Genomic DNA, 16,588 nt, shown 5'->3' with positions numbered 1-16,588 from the left:
GTCCCCATGTTCTCAGTCCCCATGTTCGCGGTCCCCGTGCTCGCGTTCCCCGTGTTCACGATCCTTGCCCCCGCGCCGTCTGCGGCGCTTGCGGCGCTTGCGATCTCGGCCTTCGCCTTCCTCGCCGGACCTTGGCTGCTGCGGCTGCTGGACAGGGCGTGGCTGCTCGGCCTGCACCGGTGCCTCGTCTTCCTCCTCGATGACGATCTCGTCCTCGGGTTCTTCCGGCTCGACATAGGCCGGGAACGTGCGCGCCTCGACGAAGCCTTCAGGCTTTTCGGCCAGCGCGCCGCGGAAGATGGCATAGTGTTGTGCACCGACCGTGTCATCGGCTTCGATGGTGATGGTCACGCCGAAGCGGTGCTCGAATTCCACCAGTGTGCCGCGCTTGTGATTGAGCACATAGAGCGCGGTCGCTGCCGGCGTCCGCACCGTGATGTGGCTGCGCGAATCCTTGAGCAGGAATTCCTCGATTGCCCGCACCACCATCAGCGCGACCGACGAATCGGAGCGCACATGGCCGGTGCCGCCGCAATGCGGGCACGGCTTCATGGTCGATTCCAGCACGCTGGCGCGGATGCGCTGGCGCGACATCTCCATCAGGCCGAAATGCGAGATGCGGCCGACCTGGATGCGGGCGCGGTCGTTCTTGAGGTGATCCTTCAGCCGCTTCTCGACGGAGCGGTTGTTGCGGTTCTCCTCCATGTCGATGAAGTCGATGACGATGAGGCCGGCGAGATCGCGCAGCCTCAATTGCCGGGCGACTTCCTCGGCGGCTTCCAGATTGGTGTGGAGTGCGGTGTCCTCGATCGAGTGCTCCTTGGTGGAACGGCCCGAATTGACGTCGATGGCGACCAGCGCTTCCGTCTGGTTGATGATGATGTAGCCGCCGCTCTTCAGCGTCACCTGCGGCTGCAGCATGCGGTCGAGCTGCGCTTCGATGCCGCTGCGCACAAAGATCGGCGTCGTGTCGCGGAACGGCTGAACCACCTTGGCGTGGCTCGGCATCAGCATGCGCATGAAGTCCTTGGCCTCGCGGTAGCCTTCTTCGCCGGAAACCAGGATCTCGTCGATATCCTTGTTGTAAAGGTCGCGCACCGAGCGCTTGATCAGGCTGCCTTCCTCGTAAACCAGGGCAGGGGCCGTGGATTGAAGCGTCAGATTGCGGACGTTTTCCCAAAGCCGCATCAAATATTCGTAGTCGCGCTTGATCTCTGCCTTGGTGCGGCTTTCGCCGGCCGTACGCAGGATAACACCCATGCCTTGCGGCACTTCGAGATCGGCTACCACTTCCTTCAGCCGCTTGCGGTCCTGCGCGTTGGTGATCTTGCGCGAAATACCGCCTCCGCGTGCCGTGTTCGGCATCAGCACCGAATAGCGGCCGGCCAGCGACAGATAAGTGGTCAGCGCTGCACCCTTGTTGCCGCGCTCTTCCTTGACGACCTGCACCAGCAGGATCTGCCGGCGCTTGATCACTTCCTGGATCTTGTACTGGCGGCGCACCGGCTTGCGCCGGTTGCGCACTTCTTCCAGCGCGTCTTCGGCGCCGACCGATTCGACCTCGTGATCGTCCGGATGCGAGGATTGCACCTCTTCCAGCATGCCGCGATCATTGTCTTCGGAGGTTGCTTCGCCGCTTGTCTCGGTCCCGCTTGTCTCGACCCCGCTTAGCTCGACTTGCGGGACAGCTTCCGAGATTACGTCGGCATCGACGCTGGCAGCGATGGTACTGGATCCGCCTTCGGACGGCTCGGTCTCGCCGCGATCGGCGACTTCATCGCTCTGCCCGGCGGCACCCTCGCTCTGTCCGGCAATGTCGGACATGGTGTCGTCGGCAGCGGCATCCAGGTTTTCTGCGATGGCATCTTCGCCGTTCTCGCCATTCTCACCGTCGGATGCGCCTGCCTCGCGCCTGTGCTCGCCGCGGTCGCGGCTCTTGCCGCCACGCCGGCGTCCGCGCTTGCCACGGTCGCGGCTCTGGCGGTCCTCGCCTTCGGCGGCTTCCTCGTCCTCTTCGTCCTGGGCCTCCTGTGCTTCTGCACGCAGCAGCGCCTGACGGTCGGCGACCGGAATCTGGTAGTAGTCGGGGTGTATTTCACTGAAGGCGAGGAAACCGTGACGGTTGCCACCATATTCGACGAAGGCTGCCTGAAGGGAAGGTTCGACGCGCGTTACGCGGGCGAGATAGATATTTCCTTTGAGCTGCTTCTTGTCCTGGGATTCAAAGTCGAATTCTTCAATACGGTTACCGCGAACGACGACAACGCGTGTTTCCTCCGGGTGGGAGGCGTCTATCAGCATTTTGTTGGGCATTATTTCGTTTCCTCCCGGCAGCCGTCGGCCGCAGCTTGCAGGACAATGCCCGCTGCCGTGGACCCGGAACGTGGGTGCCGGATAATTGAACGTCCGCCGGCCGCTGCCTGAGCGCCATGGCGGTGCCGCCCGCAGCCGTAGTGGCGCGGTTTGTTGCGGACCTTTCCATGATTGCGCTTGAAGCCATCGTCACCAGCAGAACCTTTTGAACTAAAGCCCGGGAAAAACCGGACCAGCTTGTTTGCTCATACAGAGCCGGCACGGGACAATCCCGGCCGTTTTGCTCACGCAGGCGATTCCCCCGCCACGGGAGCACGCCTGCGAAAATCGTCGCGATCACCGATGCCTTCTTCGCCTGAAGCGAAAGGAGCCGTCTTGCGTCTGACCTGTAGCAGTAAGCTGCGGAGGAGGACGGTTCCAGGATTGCAGTGATCCACCATCGCTTTTATGATTTGGCGGGTTGGAAGGCAACCCCGATTCCCGATGCCGGCAAAAAGCCGTTCCGCAGCGGAAGCACAGGTCCCAAGCCTTCCATGAAAAGGCTTGGTTAACCTTCTCTGGATACCAATCGTTAATCGAGTTCGCGGCCTGCCAGCACTTTGACAAGCAATAAGGCACTTCGACAAGCAATCGGGCATGACGCCAAACGGGAGCGACTGGTAGAAAGATGGGACTGGCAGGCTTCGCAGACAAGGGCCGTCATCATGGAGGCCGGTTCTTCCGCACCGCCTGCCTGCTGCCGCTGATCCTGGCTTGCCTGCTCCTTTCGCCGCTTTCGCGTGCTGCCGACGCACCGCTCGGTGCAATAAGCTACAAGATGGCCGGCGATGCCACCAAGATGCGTATCGTCATCAATTTCGACCGCGAGCCGGACATCAAATGGTTTCTGCTGCGCGGCCCAAATCGTCTGGTCGTCGATCTGCCGGCCACGAGATTCGCCCTCAATGCCAAGGATGTGAAGCCGCGCGGGCTTGTCCGCGCCGTGCGTTACGGCGAACTCGGCGAGGGGAAATCGCGGCTGATTCTCACCGGCAAGGGACCGTTCGCCGTCGACAATCTCGACGTGCTCAAGAACGATGACGGCAACGGCTACCGCATCGCCATCGACATGTCGGCGGCGTCGCAGCGGGAATTCGATGCAGCGCTCGCCAATCAGGCGCTGACCACCGGTTCGACGGTCTCCGCCGGCAAGGCCGGCAGGGTCGGTACCGGGCCGGTCTCCAATCCGGGCCATCGATTCACCGTCGTCATCGATCCCGGCCATGGCGGCATCGACGGCGGCGCCGAAGGCCTGAACGGTACGGTCGAAAAGAGCGTGACGCTCGCCTTCGCCATGGAACTGCGCGACAAGCTCGCCGCCAGCGGCAAATACGACATGTTCCTGACGCGTGAGACCGACGTGTTCCTGCGGCTCGACGATCGCGTGCGCATTGCCCGCCAGCATGAGGCCGACCTGCTCATCTCGATCCATGCCGACACGATCAGCCTCAAGGGCATCCGCGGCGCAACCGTCTACACCGTGTCCGACAAGGCTTCCGATCCCGAGGCGCAGGCGCTTGCCGACCGTGAAAATCTTTCCGACCAGTTCGCCGGCATGGAGATCAAGGACGACAGCAAGGAAGTGACCGATATCCTGATCGACCTGATCCGCCGCGAGACTCATAATTTTTCGATGAGCTTTGCCCATACACTCGTCGGCCAGCTTTCCACCAGCGTCGGCCTGATCAATAACCCGCAGCGTTCTGCCGGCTTCAAGGTGCTGAAGGCGCCGGACGTTCCATCCGTGCTGGTCGAACTCGGCTATCTGTCGAACGCCAAGGACGAAGCGCAGTTGCTCAGCGCCGATTGGCGCAACAAGGCGACCCAGAGCATAACCAACGCCGTTGCACTGTTTGCTTCGGCCAAGAGCGGAACGGGGGCCGGAGGCTGAAATGCCCGCCGGCGCCCACAACCTGAAGCAGCGTTGCACGGCGACAACACCCTGTGCTTTTATTTCCGGCATTCGAAACCGAAATTCCACGCTGCCGTATTTTGCCCACATGGTCGCGACATGGGTTTTGCGATTACGGTTTGGGATCGTCCCGAAAGCTTGCGTGAAGGGCGGCTTCGTTTAGGAAATTCCCGAACCAAGGACTGGAGCGGGTATGATTCGTCTCATTGGCTATTTCTTCGGCATCGGCACGACGCTGGCCCTTGTGGTCGCGGCGGGCGTGGCGATCTATATCGGCCATTTGTCGAAGGACCTGCCCGATTACGAGGTGCTGGCCAAATATGAGCCGCCGGTGACGACCCGCATCCACGCGTCGGATGGCGCGCTGATGGCCGAATATGCGCGTGAGCGGCGGCTTTATCTGCCGATTCAGGCGATCCCGGATCGTGTCAAGGCGGCCTTCCTGTCGGCCGAGGACAAGAACTTTTACAACCACCCCGGCATCGACGTGACCGGCCTTGGCCGCGCCATTGTCGTCAACCTGCAGAATGTTGGCTCGGGCAAGCGCCAGGTAGGCGCCTCGACGATTACCCAGCAGGTGGCGAAGAACTTCCTGTTGTCTTCAGACCAGACCTACGAGCGCAAGATCAAGGAGATGATCCTCGCCTTCCGCATCGAGCAGGCCTACTCGAAGGATCGCATTCTCGAGCTCTATCTCAACGAGATTTTCTTCGGTTTCGGTGCCTATGGCGTCGCCGGTGCTGCGCTCACCTATTTCGACAAATCGGTGAACGAGCTCACCGTGGCCGAAGCCGCCTATCTCGCCTCTCTGCCGAAGGGGCCGAACAACTATCATCCCTTCAAGCATGCCGATCGCGCCTTGGAGCGCCGCAACTGGGTCATCGACCAGATGGTCGAGAACGGTTACGTCACGCGTGAAGAAGGCGAGAAGGCCAAGGCCGAGCCGCTCGGCGTCACACCGCGCCGCACCGGCAACTATCTCTTCGCCGGGGAATATTTCACCGAGGAAGTGCGTCGCCAGATCATCGCGCGCTATGGCGAGAATGCGCTCTACGAGGGCGGCCTTTCCGTCCGTACCACGCTCGATCCGAAGATGCAGCTGATTGCCCGCAAGGCCATACAGAACGGTCTCATGAAGTTCGACACACTGCGCGGCTACCGCGGGCCGGTCACGAGCATCGACATTTCCGGCGATTGGGGCGTGCCGCTGGGCAACGTCAAGCGATTGGAAGACGTGCCAGAATGGTCGCTCGCCGTCGTGCTCGACAGCTCGGCCACCGGCCTGTCCATCGGCCTGCAGCCGACGCGCCAGATCTCCGGCGAAATCGTCAAGGACCGCGTCGAAGGCAGTGTCAGCAAGGAAGACATGAGCTTCGCCATGCGCCACGTGGTCGACGGCAGGACCGTCAAGGCGAAGTCGCCGGCCGACGTGCTGAAGCCGGGCGACGTGATTTTCGTGCAGAAGAACGAGGGCTCGGACACCAGCTACAGCTTGCGCCAGGTTCCCGAAGTGGAAGGCGGCCTGATCGCCATGGATCCGCATACCGGACGCGTCCTGGCCATGGTCGGCGGTTTCTCCTACGCGCAGTCGGAGTTCAACCGGGCGACGCAGGCCATGCGCCAGCCGGGATCGTCGTTCAAGCCGATCGTCTATTCGGCCGCCCTCGACAATGGCTATACGCCCGCCTCCGTGATCATGGACGGGCCGATCACCATCCAGAGCGGCAACACGACCTGGACGCCCAAGAACTACGACGGAACGGTGGCCGGCCCGGCGACCTTGCGCTCCGGTATCGAGAAATCGCGCAACCTGATGACGGTGCGGCTTGCCAACGACATGGGCATGAAGCTGGTCGTGGAATATGCCGAGCGTTTCGGCGTCTACGACCACCTGGCGCCGTATCTGCCGATGGCGCTGGGATCCGGCGAGACGACGGTGATGCGCATGGTGTCGGCCTATTCGATCATGGCCAATGGCGGCAAGTCGATCAAGCCGTCGCTGATCGACCGCATCCAGGACCGCTACGGCAAGACCGTCTTTAGGCAGGACGAACGCGGCTGCTCGAACTGCAACGCCGCAGAATGGCAGAACCAGCCAGAGCCGGAGCTGGTCGATAATTCCGAGCAGGTGCTCGATCCGATGACGGCCTACCAGATCACATCGATGATGGAGGGCGTCGTGCAACGCGGTACCGGCGCCACCATCAACGAACTCGGTCGTCACATCGCCGGCAAGACCGGAACGACCAACGACGAAAAGGATGCCTGGTTCATCGGCTATACGCCGAACCTCGTTGTCGGCCTCTATATGGGCTACGATCAGCCGAAAGGTCTCGGCAAGGGCGCGACCGGCGGCGGCCTTGCCGCGCCGATCTTCAAGGATTTCATGCGCGTGGCGCTGGACGGCACGCCCAATGTCGACTTCAAGGTTCCGGAAGGCATGAAGCTGATTGCGATCAATCGCAAGACCGGCATGCGGGCCAACGCAGGCGACGCCGGAACCATCATCGAAGCCTTCAAACCGGGTACCGGTCCCGCCGACAGCTATTGGGTGATCGGCATGGGTGCGGACGGCTCCAACGCCACCGGCGGGGCGCTGTCGCCGCAGGCCAACCAGGCCATCCAGTCGGGCGGCGGCGGGCTCTACTGACAATCACTACATCGGGCCGGCTTGACGATCATGGTCGAGCCGGCCCATCCCGCTTTACAGGGGCCGGCGCTTTACAGGAGACCGTGCCGTCCCTATGTATCGCGCCACCAAACCGCCATTCAGCAACAGGACAGAACAGCCAGCCATGCGCGCGGAAACGCAAAATATTGTCGACGAGATCAGGCAGGCGATCACCCTGCTGAGGAGGCATCTTTGACTGGGACCAAGCCATAAAGCGGCTTGAGTACCTGAACGTCCGTGCCGAAGATTCAAGCCTCTGGAACGAGCCGTTGGAAGCGCAAAAGCTGATGCGCGAGCGTCAGGGCCTCGAGGAAGGCATTGCCGCGGTCAAAGGCCTCACCCAGGCCCTGGAAGACAATATCGGCCTGATCGAGCTTGGCGAGGAAGAGGGCGACGAGGGCGTCATCGCGGAGGCCGAAGCGGCGATCCGCTCGATGCGCGGCGAGGCCAAGGCGCGCCAGATCGAAACGCTGCTGTCGGGCGAGGCTGATGCCAACGATAGCTATCTGGAAGTCCATGCCGGCGCCGGCGGCACCGAAAGCCAGGACTGGGCCTCGATGCTTCTGCGCATGTATACACGCTGGGCCGAGCGCCGCCGCTTCAAGGTCGAGGTGCTGGAAGTGCATGACGGCGAAGAAGCCGGCATCAAGTCCGCCACGCTGCTGATCAAGGGCCACAACGCCTATGGCTGGCTGAAGACGGAATCCGGCGTGCATCGTCTCGTGCGGATTTCGCCCTATGACAGCAATGCGCGCCGCCACACCTCCTTCGCCAGCGTCTGGGTCTATCCCGTCATCGACGATACGATCGACATCGACGTTTCCGAATCCGACGTCCGTATCGACACTTACCGTTCTTCGGGATCGGGCGGCCAGCACGTCAACACCACCGATTCGGCGGTGCGCATAACCCATCTCGCCACCGGCATCGCGGTCGCCTGCCAGGCGGAGCGCTCCCAGCACAAGAACAAGGCCAAGGCTTGGGAAATGCTGCGCTCGCGGCTTTACGAGGAAGAGCTGAAGAAGCGCGAAGCGGTGGCGAACGCCACGGAAGCGTCGAAGAGCGATATCGGCTGGGGCCACCAGATACGGTCCTACGTGCTGCAGCCCTATCAGCTGGTGAAAGATCTGCGCACCGGTGTCGAGAGCACCAGCCCGTCGAGCGTGCTCGACGGCGACCTCGACGATTTCATGGAAGCCTCGCTGTCGCAGCGGATCGAGGGTGGCGCCGGTGAAACGGTGGCCGATATCGACTGAGGCTGACGGCACCAGTCCGGCAGTACCTGGTTTCATCACGCGAGAGTTACGGCCATCGCGCGAGAGTGACGAGCTCTCAATTTGCACATACCTGTCGTTCTACAACTTTGTTTTTCGTAGAGTTTTTCAAAATCGAATTCCGCTTTTGACGCGGATGCCTCGGGCCTGCCGGTGCCAAGCCTGGAACCAGCGCGAGCCAAATCCCGTTATTGGCGATCCCGCTGCCGGGGTTGACCACGTTTCGTCAATCAGGGCGGCAGGTTGGTTCCGACTGCAGAGGTCGGCGTTCGGTTGCAACAGCAATTCCTTGCGCCAACCAACGAATCAGCTCAGCATTCATGCGCTGGGGAGGAAAAAGCATTTATGGCCGGACGCGGCGTATCTGCGACCTGACGATCCGGCCACTGGGAAGACACGTTCCGGGAACGGGCAAGCGAAATGCTTGACAACCGTTGATAGGAACTGCGCTCATGCCTGCTCTCGCACCCAGACCGGCCCCAATCGCCCGCACGGCGCGCCGACTCCTGAATTCACTTGTCGCGGCAGTGGTTTTGATAGCTGCCGCCATTCCATTCGCGGCGCCTGCTCTGGCGCATGATGCCACGCCGACCGCGGCCATGCCGCAAGGCTGGAGCTATCCCTTCTCCTGCTGCTCGGGCTATGATTGCCGCGAGGTCTCTCAGACATCGATCAGCGAACGTCCCGAGGGCTATGTCATCAAAGGAACCGGGGAAGTCGTGGCCTATAGCGACAAGCGGATCAAGAATTCGCCCGACGGCGAATATCATTGGTGCTCCGTCGCCGGCGCCAATGACGGAAAGACCATCTGCCTGTTCGTGCCCCCGTCGTCCTATTAGTGCATGTCACCCAACGTTTGCCCACGGCTTGACCCGAGGGAGTGCAGCGGTATTGGATTGACGCGCTCCAGCACTATTAACCTGCGCATCGCAGGCCGACAGGTCTGCTGACGGGGAGTTGTCAGGAGCGTTTCTTTATGGTGCCTTGCCGTAGGGGCGGCGGGCATTGTGAGGGACTGGTTCATGACCATCAAGGCAAGCTGCCACTGCAAGGCGACGACGTTCGAGGTTTCGCAAGCGCCGCAGACAGTGACGCGATGCACCTGTTCCTTCTGTTCGAAACGCGGTTCGTTGTGGGCCTATTACACCCCATCGCAATTCAGGCTTACCAGCCCGCCGGAGAATGTTTCGTTCTACCAGTGGGGATCGAAAACCATAAAACACGGTTTTTGCGCCACCTGCGGCTGCGGCACCTTCACCGAGACGCCGGACTGGTCGACAGGCGAGCCGAATTTCGACAATCCGAAGATCAGCGTGAACTCGCGGCTGTTCGACGATTTCGATCTCGACAAGGTCGAAGTGGTGGTCATCGACGGCAAGAATCTCTGGTAGCCGGGTCGAATTGCGGTGGTCGCGCGAGCCGCTGCAGGCGTGTGGAATTGAGCCGGGGAAAGCCGCGGCAGCGGCTTTTGCTGGTCCGCTTTTCGCCGCATTTCATGTTACAAGTCGCTGGAAGGGCTGATGCGGTGCGCCGTTGCGCGGCCGTGGAATGGAGAGGGACCACCATATGAAAAAGATTGTGCTCGCCGTCGTGGCGACGGCTGTGCTCGTGAGCGCATGCACCACCGATCCCTACACCGGGGAACAGAAGGTTTCCAACACCGCTGCCGGCGCCGGTCTCGGTGCTTTGGCGGGTGCCGGGCTCGGTATGCTTGCCGGCGGCAACGACCGCCGCAACGCGCTGATCGGCGCGGGCATCGGCGCGCTTGCCGGCGGTGCCATCGGTGCCACCATGGACCAGAACGAGGCCGAGTTGCGCCGGCAGCTTGAGGGTACCGGCGTCAGCGTTACGCGCACCGGCGACCAGATCATCCTCAATATGCCGTCCGACATCACTTTCAACGTCGACCAGGATGCGGTGAAGGCCGGTTTCTATCCGGTGCTGAATTCGGTGGCCCTTGTGCTGAAAAAATTCCGCCAGACCACGGTCGACGTGTTCGGCCACACCGACTCGACCGGCGGCGACGAGCACAATTTCGACCTGTCGCAGCGCCGCGCTTTGGCGGTCGCCAACTATCTGTCCGGACAGGGCGTCGATTCCCGCCGCTTCGCCGTCACCGGCTTCGGCAAGACGCGTCCGATCGCCTCCAACGCGACCGCTGCCGGCCGGGCTCAGAACCGCCGCGTCGAGATCCAGCTGTCGCCGCTCACCTGAGGCAAGCGCACGAACCGGCAGCGGCCCCGCAAGGGGCCGCTCTAATGGCTATGCCGGCCCGCCGGCCCTTCGTTCGTGGTGTCAGGACCGGGCCGGCTGATCGACAATCGCGGCAACGATCCGGCGTACGATCGGAAGCACAATCAGCAGACTGGGAAACGCGACAAGCCATGAAGCACCCCATGCATAGCTCCAGGCCGCAATAAACCCGTTCGTCCAGCCTGCGCCGATTGCCGTCGAAACCAAGACAATCGAGGACATCAGAATCGAAAGAACCAACGGCATCACCACCGCGCCGTAGGAGGGCGGCAGCTTTCTCAACTTGAAGGCTCGGTCCGGTGATGCTTGCATCGAAATCTCCCAATCAGAAAATGTGCGTAAGCGTTATTGTGAGGACGATCAGGCGGCATATGCCGCCTGCAGCGCCAATTCCCGAATGAAGCTTCGCAGCGAACGCGGCTCGCGGCCAAGCGCGGCGCGCAACGCCAGGCTGTTCCCGCCGAGGCCGTATTTGGCGTAGTGGCTGTGTACTTTGGCCAGCATCTGCAACTGGCGGTCGGTATAGGGAAGGCGGGCTTTCGCCGCCCAGTCCTGAAATGTCGGCTCGCCCGCGGAAACCGGCCGGCCAAGCGCTTGGCTCATCATGGCGACGACCTCTTCGCGGCTGTGCATACCGTCGGCGCACAGTTCGAGGGTCGCATAGGACAAACGCGCTTCGGTCAGTGCGATCGCCGCCACTTCAGCCACATCGCGGTAGTCGACACGGGCAAGTTTCGCCGTCTTTGGAAACGGCTCGGCGAAAACGCCATGCTCGAGGACGGACGGCCAGGCCGCCGCGATATTTTGCATGAAATTGGCCGGGTGCAGAATGGTGTATTCCATGTTCGTCGAATAGAGGGCAGCTTCGACGGGTACCTTGCTTGCATGGTTTTCCAGCCTCGTATTGGTGGGCTGGATCACCGACGAAAAGACGAACTTTCGAACGTCTGCTCGCGCCGCCGCCTCAACCATGGCAACCCCCATGGCGGCTTCGTCGGGAGCAAAGGCCGGTCCGATGTGAAAGACACAGTCGACACCTTTCACGGCCTGCTCAAGGCTCTGATGGTTGCGCAGATCTCCGATCGCGATCTCGGATGCGCCGGCTTTCCGGGCTTTTTCGGCACTCGCGGCGTCACGAACAAGTGCCCGAACCCTGGCCTTGCGGCGGACGAGTTCAGGCACCACCAAACCGGCAACGCGGCCTGCGGCGCCTACGACCAGGACGGTTGGACTGGGTGTTCGCATGACGATCTCCTTCCCTCGAGTCTGCCTTTCGGCCTGTGCAGGGAAGATAAAATCTAGCGAACTGCGTTACAATTGATCAATTTTGCGATAGTTTCTCCCGATTTTCGGGAGAAATACGCGATGAGCCGGATAGATGATTTCGAAGCCTTCATTGCCATTGTCGAGCATGGCAGCCTGACGGCTGCCGCACGCCGGCTGAACCGCTCGCTGCAGTCGGTCAGCCGGTCTCTGGCGACATTGGAGGAATCAATCGGGGTCGAGCTTCTGCACAGGACGACACGCCGCTCGACGCCGAGCGAAGCCGGAGCGGCCTTTTTCCAGCGCATCAAACCCGCCGTCGAGGAAATTAACGAAGCCAGGCTTCAAGCGGCCAATCGACGGTCGGAGCCGTCGGGCATCCTGCGTGTGAGTGCCCCGGTTCTGTTCGGCCCTGACTTCCTCGTGCCGGTTATCGCCGACTATATGCGGACATACCCCCGGCTCGAGGTTGACCTGCAGCTTTCCGATGAATTTGTCGATCTTGATGCCGAGGGTCTCGATCTGGCGGTAAGGATCGGCAATTTGCCGGATTCCAATTTACGTGCGAAGCGCTTGGGGGCGCTGCGGCGCGTGGTGTTCGGCGCACCGGCCTACTTCCAGCAACACGGCCGACCGGCCCATCCGCTTGAATTGCGTGAGCATGAATGCATCGTACGAACCGTTGACGGCCGCCCCGGCGAATGGATGTTTCAGATTGAAGGCAAGCCCCGGCCGGTGAAGGTCGCGGGCACCTTCCGGTCGAATTTGATGATATCGATCTATGCAGCCGCGGTTCACGGCTTGGGTTTGGGCTACTCGCCGCTTTGGCAGGTAAAACACCTGGTGGACGATGGCCGCCTGGAACTGGTTCTAACCGAATTCGAGCCGGTGCCGGTGCCGATACACGCCGTGTGGCCGGAAGGCAGATCATCCTCAGCCAAAGTCCGCGCTTTTCTGGACCTGCTGGCATCCCGCCTGGAGCTCAAGAACCTTTAGGGCAAAGCGATGCAAGCCCTGGAAATGTGCCACGGAAGGGTGTCATCTGGAAGGAGCTGCGCGGCCATGGGACGCGCGAACGCCGTCTCAGACCTTGGCGACGATCCGCATGAAGGCCGGCATGTCGTCGCCGAAGCCGACGGTCGCGTCGTTGTCTTCCTGGCGCTGGCGGGCAGGGCGCTCGCGCTGTGGCCTGGTGTCGCCGCGTTCCGGCGCGCGCCGTTCGTTGCGATCGGGCGAAGCCTTCCGTTCAGGTGAAGCCTGGCGCTCGCTGTTTTCCGAGCGGATCGCCTCTTTGCGGGTACGCCGCTCGTCGATGTCGGCGACGGTGGCTTCGGCCACGACCGGCTGTTCCTCGCTAACTGCTTCCGGCGCTGCTTCTTCGCTGCGCTTGGTGTGGCGTTCACGCGGTTTGCGCTCGCCCCTGTCCTTGGCGTCGTCCTTGCGGCCGGCGCGGCATGGCGCACCGCGGCCACGGCGCGGAGCCTCATCCTCGCCGCCCTCGCTGGCGACGACCGTCGACAGGTCGCCGTCATGCCACTCGATCTTGGTGCCGATCAGCCGTTCGATGGCGTCGATGTGTTTGGTGTCCGATTTGGTCGCGATGGTGAAGGACTTGCCAGAGCGTCCGGCGCGGCCGGTACGGCCGATGCGGTGGACATAATCCTCGGCATGGATCGGCACGTCGTAATTGAAGACATGGCTGACGTCGGGAATGTCGAGGCCGCGTGCCGCGACATCCGAAGCAACGAGGTAACGCAGCTTGCCGTCGCGGAAATTGGCCAGCATCTGCATGCGCGCGCGCTGGTCCATGTCGCCGTGCAGAGCGCCGGCGTCGAAATCATATTTCAGCAGCGAGCGGAATAGCTCCGATACTTCGATCTTGCGGTTGCAGAAGATGATGGCGTTCTTCAGCTCGGCATCCTCGGCCTTCATCAGATTGCGCAGCGTCTCGCGCTTGTCCCAGGGCTTTGGCCCGGATTTCACCAGCCGCTGGATGATGTTGGTGGCGGCCGATGCTGCCTTCGACACTTCGACGCGCACCGGCGCGTGCAGGAATTTCTCGGTGAGCTTGGTGATCTCCGGCGGCATCGTCGCAGAGAAGAACAGCGTCTGCCTGGTGAACGGGATCATCTCGCAGATACGCTCGATGTCGGGGATGAAGCCCATGTCGAGCATGCGGTCGGCCTCGTCGATGACGAGGATCTCGACGCCGTTGAGCAGGAGCTTGCCGCGCTCGCGATGGTCGAGCAGGCGGCCGGGGGTCGCGATCAGCACGTCGGCGCCGCGCTCGAGCTTCTTGTCCTGCTCGTCGAAGGACACGCCGCCGATCAGCAGCGCGATGTTGAGCTTGTGGTTCTTGCCGTATTTGACGAAGTTTTCCTCGACCTGCGCGGCGAGCTCGCGCGTCGGCTCGAGGATAAGCGTGCGCGGCATGCGGGCGCGGGCGCGGCCCTTTTCCAGCCGGGTGAGCATCGGCAGGACGAAGGACGCCGTCTTGCCGGTGCCGGTCTGGGCAATGCCCAGCACGTCCTTGCCGAGCAAGGCGTGAGGGATGGCGCCAGCCTGGATCGGCGTCGGCTCGGTGTAGCCGGCATCGGTAACTGCGGAAAGGACCTTCGGCGACAGGCCGAGGTCTGCGAAGGTCAACGCTTCTTGAGCGATCTGGGTGTCTGAGGACAAGTTTGGCTGTCTTTGGCTGGTTCGGGGGCGCAACATAAGCAGTCGCGGCAAGCGCCGCGCGCCTGCAAGATTGGTATTGCAGGTAGGCGCAAGCCCACGATTTGTCAACACAAACGGGCGGCATTGGCGCGATTGTGAAGTCGTAACCTTAATCGCGATGCTTAATTTGCGCAGTGGCTGCCGCGCCGGCTCAATACCTGAACTGTTCGGCGAGAATGCGCTCGTTCCACGAATGGTTAGGATCGAACAGCAGCGTCGCCGTTGCCGTCGGCGATTCCCTCACCGTGACCGTCGTCACCGCCTTGACCTCGGTGTGGTCGGCGGCGGCATTTACCGGCCGCTTTTCCGGCTCCAGAATGTCGAAACGCACGATCGCCTTGTTGGACAGCAACGCGCCGCGCCAGCGCCGCGGACGAAACGGGCTGACCGGGGTCAGCGCCAGCAGCGGAGCGTCGAGCGGCAGGATCGGCCCGTGCGCCGACAGATTATACGCGGTCGAGCCGGCCGGCGTCGCAATCATCACGCCGTCGCAGTGCAATTCCTCCAGCCGCTCTTGCCCATCCACGGTGATGCGGATCTTGGCGGTCTGGTAGGACTGGCGCCAAAGCGCGACCTCGTTGATCGCCAGCGCCGAAATCGTCTCGCCTTCCGCCGTCACCGCCTGCATCTCCAGCGGACGGATGGTTTCGGCAACGGCCGCCGCAATGCGCCCGGTCAAGCCGCTGGCGCGGTATTCGTTCATCAGGAAACCGATGGTGCCACGGTTCATGCCGTAGACCTTCTTTCCCGTGCTCATCGTCTCGCGCAAGGTCTGCAGCAAAAAGCCGTCGCCGCCGAGCGCCACGACGATCCCGGCTTCTTCGACGGATGCCTGGCCGTAACGTGCCGAAAGGCTTTCCAGCGCCGCATTGGCGTCGGCTGTACCGGATGAGACGAAGGCGAAACGGCTGGCGGTTTTGCTCATGGCTCTCAACGACAACCGATTGGCGACGACCGTTTGGCGACCGATTGGCGGCGACCGGTTGCTGGGCCGCGCCAGCGCCGGGTTAGCATGGGTGGGCATTTCTGCAAAGGGAGGGAGGTGCCTTGAGTTGGCCGCCAAACAAGCCGCACTCGCGCATCATGTCGGAGGACAAAATGATGTGATGGTTAAGACCCGCCTTAAACTCTCGTAAAGCCGGATCGATCATGTTAGCCGGCAGCGGACGGGCGGCGTGGGGGCTAACCAGTCGAGGCCGATCTATTGCCGCTGGCACGCTTGATTATCGTATTCCTGATGCTGGCAAGTTTTGCCCTGGCTTTCGCGGAACTGGTGCGCCAGTCGGAGGAAAAGAGTTTTAGACCCGAGCCCACGGCTTCACGCTGCGGCGACGCGGCGGGGACACCCTGTCCGCAAAGGGCGCTTTGACGCTGTAACGCTGGTCCTTATCGGGCGAGCAGATGGCAGCCGGCCTGGCGCTTTTGCGCGAGATACTCGTCGACAAGCTGGCGATAGCGGACTTTGCCGAAGCTCGGGAAATGGCCGCCGTGCACGACCGAGACGTCGAGATCGCGCATGCGCAGCAGCGTTTCCACATAATCGTCGATATCGGAGTGATAGACGTCGTCGATCAGCGGGCCGTCATAGACGATGTCGCCGGAAAACAGGATGCCCGTGCTGTTTTCGTAGAGCGCAATGCCGCCGGGCGAATGGCCGGGCGTGTGGATCACCTCGAAGGCACGGTCGCCGAGGTCGAGGATATCGCCTTGCTCGAGCAACCGGCCGGCCGGCGCCGGCAGGATCCGGTAGCGCTTCGTGTCCCAGCCTTGCGGCATGCCGTCGAACATTGCGTCGGTGGCATAGCGGTCGGCGACCGTCCACTCATTGCGCGGGTCGGCGAGGATGTCGGCCTCAGCCGGGTGCACGCAGCGGTCGGGAAATTCGTGATGGCAGCCGATATGATCGAAATGGGTGTGGCTGGCCACGCAAACGAGCTTGCGCTCCGTCACCAGCGGCACGTGGCGGCGCAGGCTGAAATGGCCGAGCCCGGTGTCGAAGAGCAGATCGCGGTCGCGGCCGCGCACATGCCAGATGTTGCAGCGGAAGAACGGCTTGATCCACGGCTCGTGGATCAGCGTCACGTCATCGCCCATGCGGATCGTTTCGTACCAGTGGCCGGCGTCGATGATTGGAAGCGTGCTCAT

The 16,588-nt window shown here is 62.2% G+C and carries 12 protein-coding genes and 1 pseudogene; 7 read left to right on the top strand and 6 right to left on the bottom strand.

The features are described 5' to 3' along the window. Window positions 1–33: 33 nt before the first annotated feature. A pseudogene (locus tag NKJ40_RS27685) lies at window positions 34–2,313 on the bottom strand (Rne/Rng family ribonuclease); the annotation flags it as partial. Window positions 2,314–2,980: 667 nt separating this feature from the next. On the opposite strand from NKJ40_RS27685, the gene NKJ40_RS27680 reads away from it, so the two are divergent. The 6 genes from NKJ40_RS27680 (at window position 2,981) to NKJ40_RS27655 (ending at window position 10,423) form a co-directional block, all read left to right on the top strand. Further along, window positions 2,981–4,243 (top strand): N-acetylmuramoyl-L-alanine amidase, encoded by a 1,263-nt coding sequence (locus tag NKJ40_RS27680; RefSeq protein ID WP_352468782.1) that lies wholly within the window; start codon window positions 2,981–2,983, stop codon window positions 4,241–4,243. A gap of 214 nt (window positions 4,244–4,457) precedes the next feature. Then, window positions 4,458–6,914 carry a penicillin-binding protein 1A gene (locus NKJ40_RS27675; RefSeq protein WP_352468781.1) on the top strand — a complete coding sequence of 819 codons (2,457 nt, stop codon included), beginning with the start codon at window positions 4,458–4,460 and terminating at the stop codon, window positions 6,912–6,914. A 145-nt stretch (window positions 6,915–7,059) separates the two neighbouring features. Further along, a protein-coding gene (gene prfB, locus NKJ40_RS27670; RefSeq protein ID WP_352451084.1) for a peptide chain release factor 2 occupies window positions 7,060–8,191 on the top strand; the annotation gives its coding sequence in 2 pieces (ribosomal slippage) (window positions 7,060–7,125 and window positions 7,127–8,191; 1,131 coding nt in all). Window positions 8,192–8,661: 470 nt separating this feature from the next. Beyond that, a complete protein-coding gene (locus tag NKJ40_RS27665; RefSeq protein WP_352468780.1) occupies window positions 8,662–9,048 on the top strand; it encodes a hypothetical protein in 387 nt (128 codons plus the stop codon). A 183-nt stretch (window positions 9,049–9,231) separates the two neighbouring features. Beyond that, window positions 9,232–9,600, top strand: coding sequence for a GFA family protein (locus NKJ40_RS27660; protein WP_023679923.1), 369 nt, complete (start codon window positions 9,232–9,234; stop codon window positions 9,598–9,600). Window positions 9,601–9,775: 175 nt separating this feature from the next. Beyond that, window positions 9,776–10,423: a YiaD family glycine zipper/OmpA-like lipoprotein gene (locus NKJ40_RS27655; protein WP_023717490.1), complete on the top strand. Its 648-nt coding sequence runs from the start codon at window positions 9,776–9,778 to the stop codon at window positions 10,421–10,423. Window positions 10,424–10,504: 81 nt separating this feature from the next. On the opposite strand, the gene NKJ40_RS27650 is transcribed toward NKJ40_RS27655, so the two are convergent. Together NKJ40_RS27650 and NKJ40_RS27645 are read right to left on the bottom strand one after the other, a co-directional pair. Further along, entirely contained in the window at window positions 10,505–10,774 is a 270-nt protein-coding gene (locus tag NKJ40_RS27650; RefSeq protein WP_352468779.1) for a DUF2798 domain-containing protein, read from the bottom strand. Between the two features lie 48 nt (window positions 10,775–10,822). Then, on the bottom strand, window positions 10,823–11,707 hold the full coding sequence (locus tag NKJ40_RS27645; protein WP_352468778.1) for an NmrA/HSCARG family protein: 885 nt from the start codon (window positions 11,705–11,707) through the stop codon (window positions 10,823–10,825). Between the two features lie 72 nt (window positions 11,708–11,779). On the opposite strand from NKJ40_RS27645, the gene NKJ40_RS27640 reads away from it, so the two are divergent. Continuing rightward, entirely contained in the window at window positions 11,780–12,721 is a 942-nt protein-coding gene (locus tag NKJ40_RS27640) for a LysR family transcriptional regulator (protein ID WP_352468777.1), read from the top strand. 87 nt (window positions 12,722–12,808) lie between these two features. On the opposite strand, the gene NKJ40_RS27635 is transcribed toward NKJ40_RS27640, so the two are convergent. The 3 genes from NKJ40_RS27635 to NKJ40_RS27625 all read right to left on the bottom strand — a co-directional run bounded on the left by NKJ40_RS27635 (window position 12,809) and on the right by NKJ40_RS27625 (window position 16,588). Continuing rightward, entirely contained in the window at window positions 12,809–14,404 is a 1,596-nt protein-coding gene (locus NKJ40_RS27635; protein WP_352468776.1) for a DEAD/DEAH box helicase, read from the bottom strand. 190 nt (window positions 14,405–14,594) lie between these two features. Next, complete coding sequence (locus tag NKJ40_RS27630; protein WP_023679915.1) at window positions 14,595–15,368, bottom strand: NAD kinase; 774 nt, start codon at window positions 15,366–15,368, stop codon at window positions 14,595–14,597. A gap of 461 nt (window positions 15,369–15,829) precedes the next feature. Continuing rightward, window positions 15,830–16,588, bottom strand: a complete 759-nt coding sequence (locus NKJ40_RS27625; RefSeq protein WP_352468775.1) for an MBL fold metallo-hydrolase — start codon at window positions 16,586–16,588, stop codon at window positions 15,830–15,832.

Origin of the sequence: Mesorhizobium sp. M0119, from assembly GCF_040322615.1 — a bacterium.
GTDB lineage: Bacteria > Pseudomonadota > Alphaproteobacteria > Rhizobiales > Rhizobiaceae > Mesorhizobium.
Note: the sequence above shows the minus strand (reverse complement) of the source record. Positions and strands in the feature narration are given on the sequence as shown.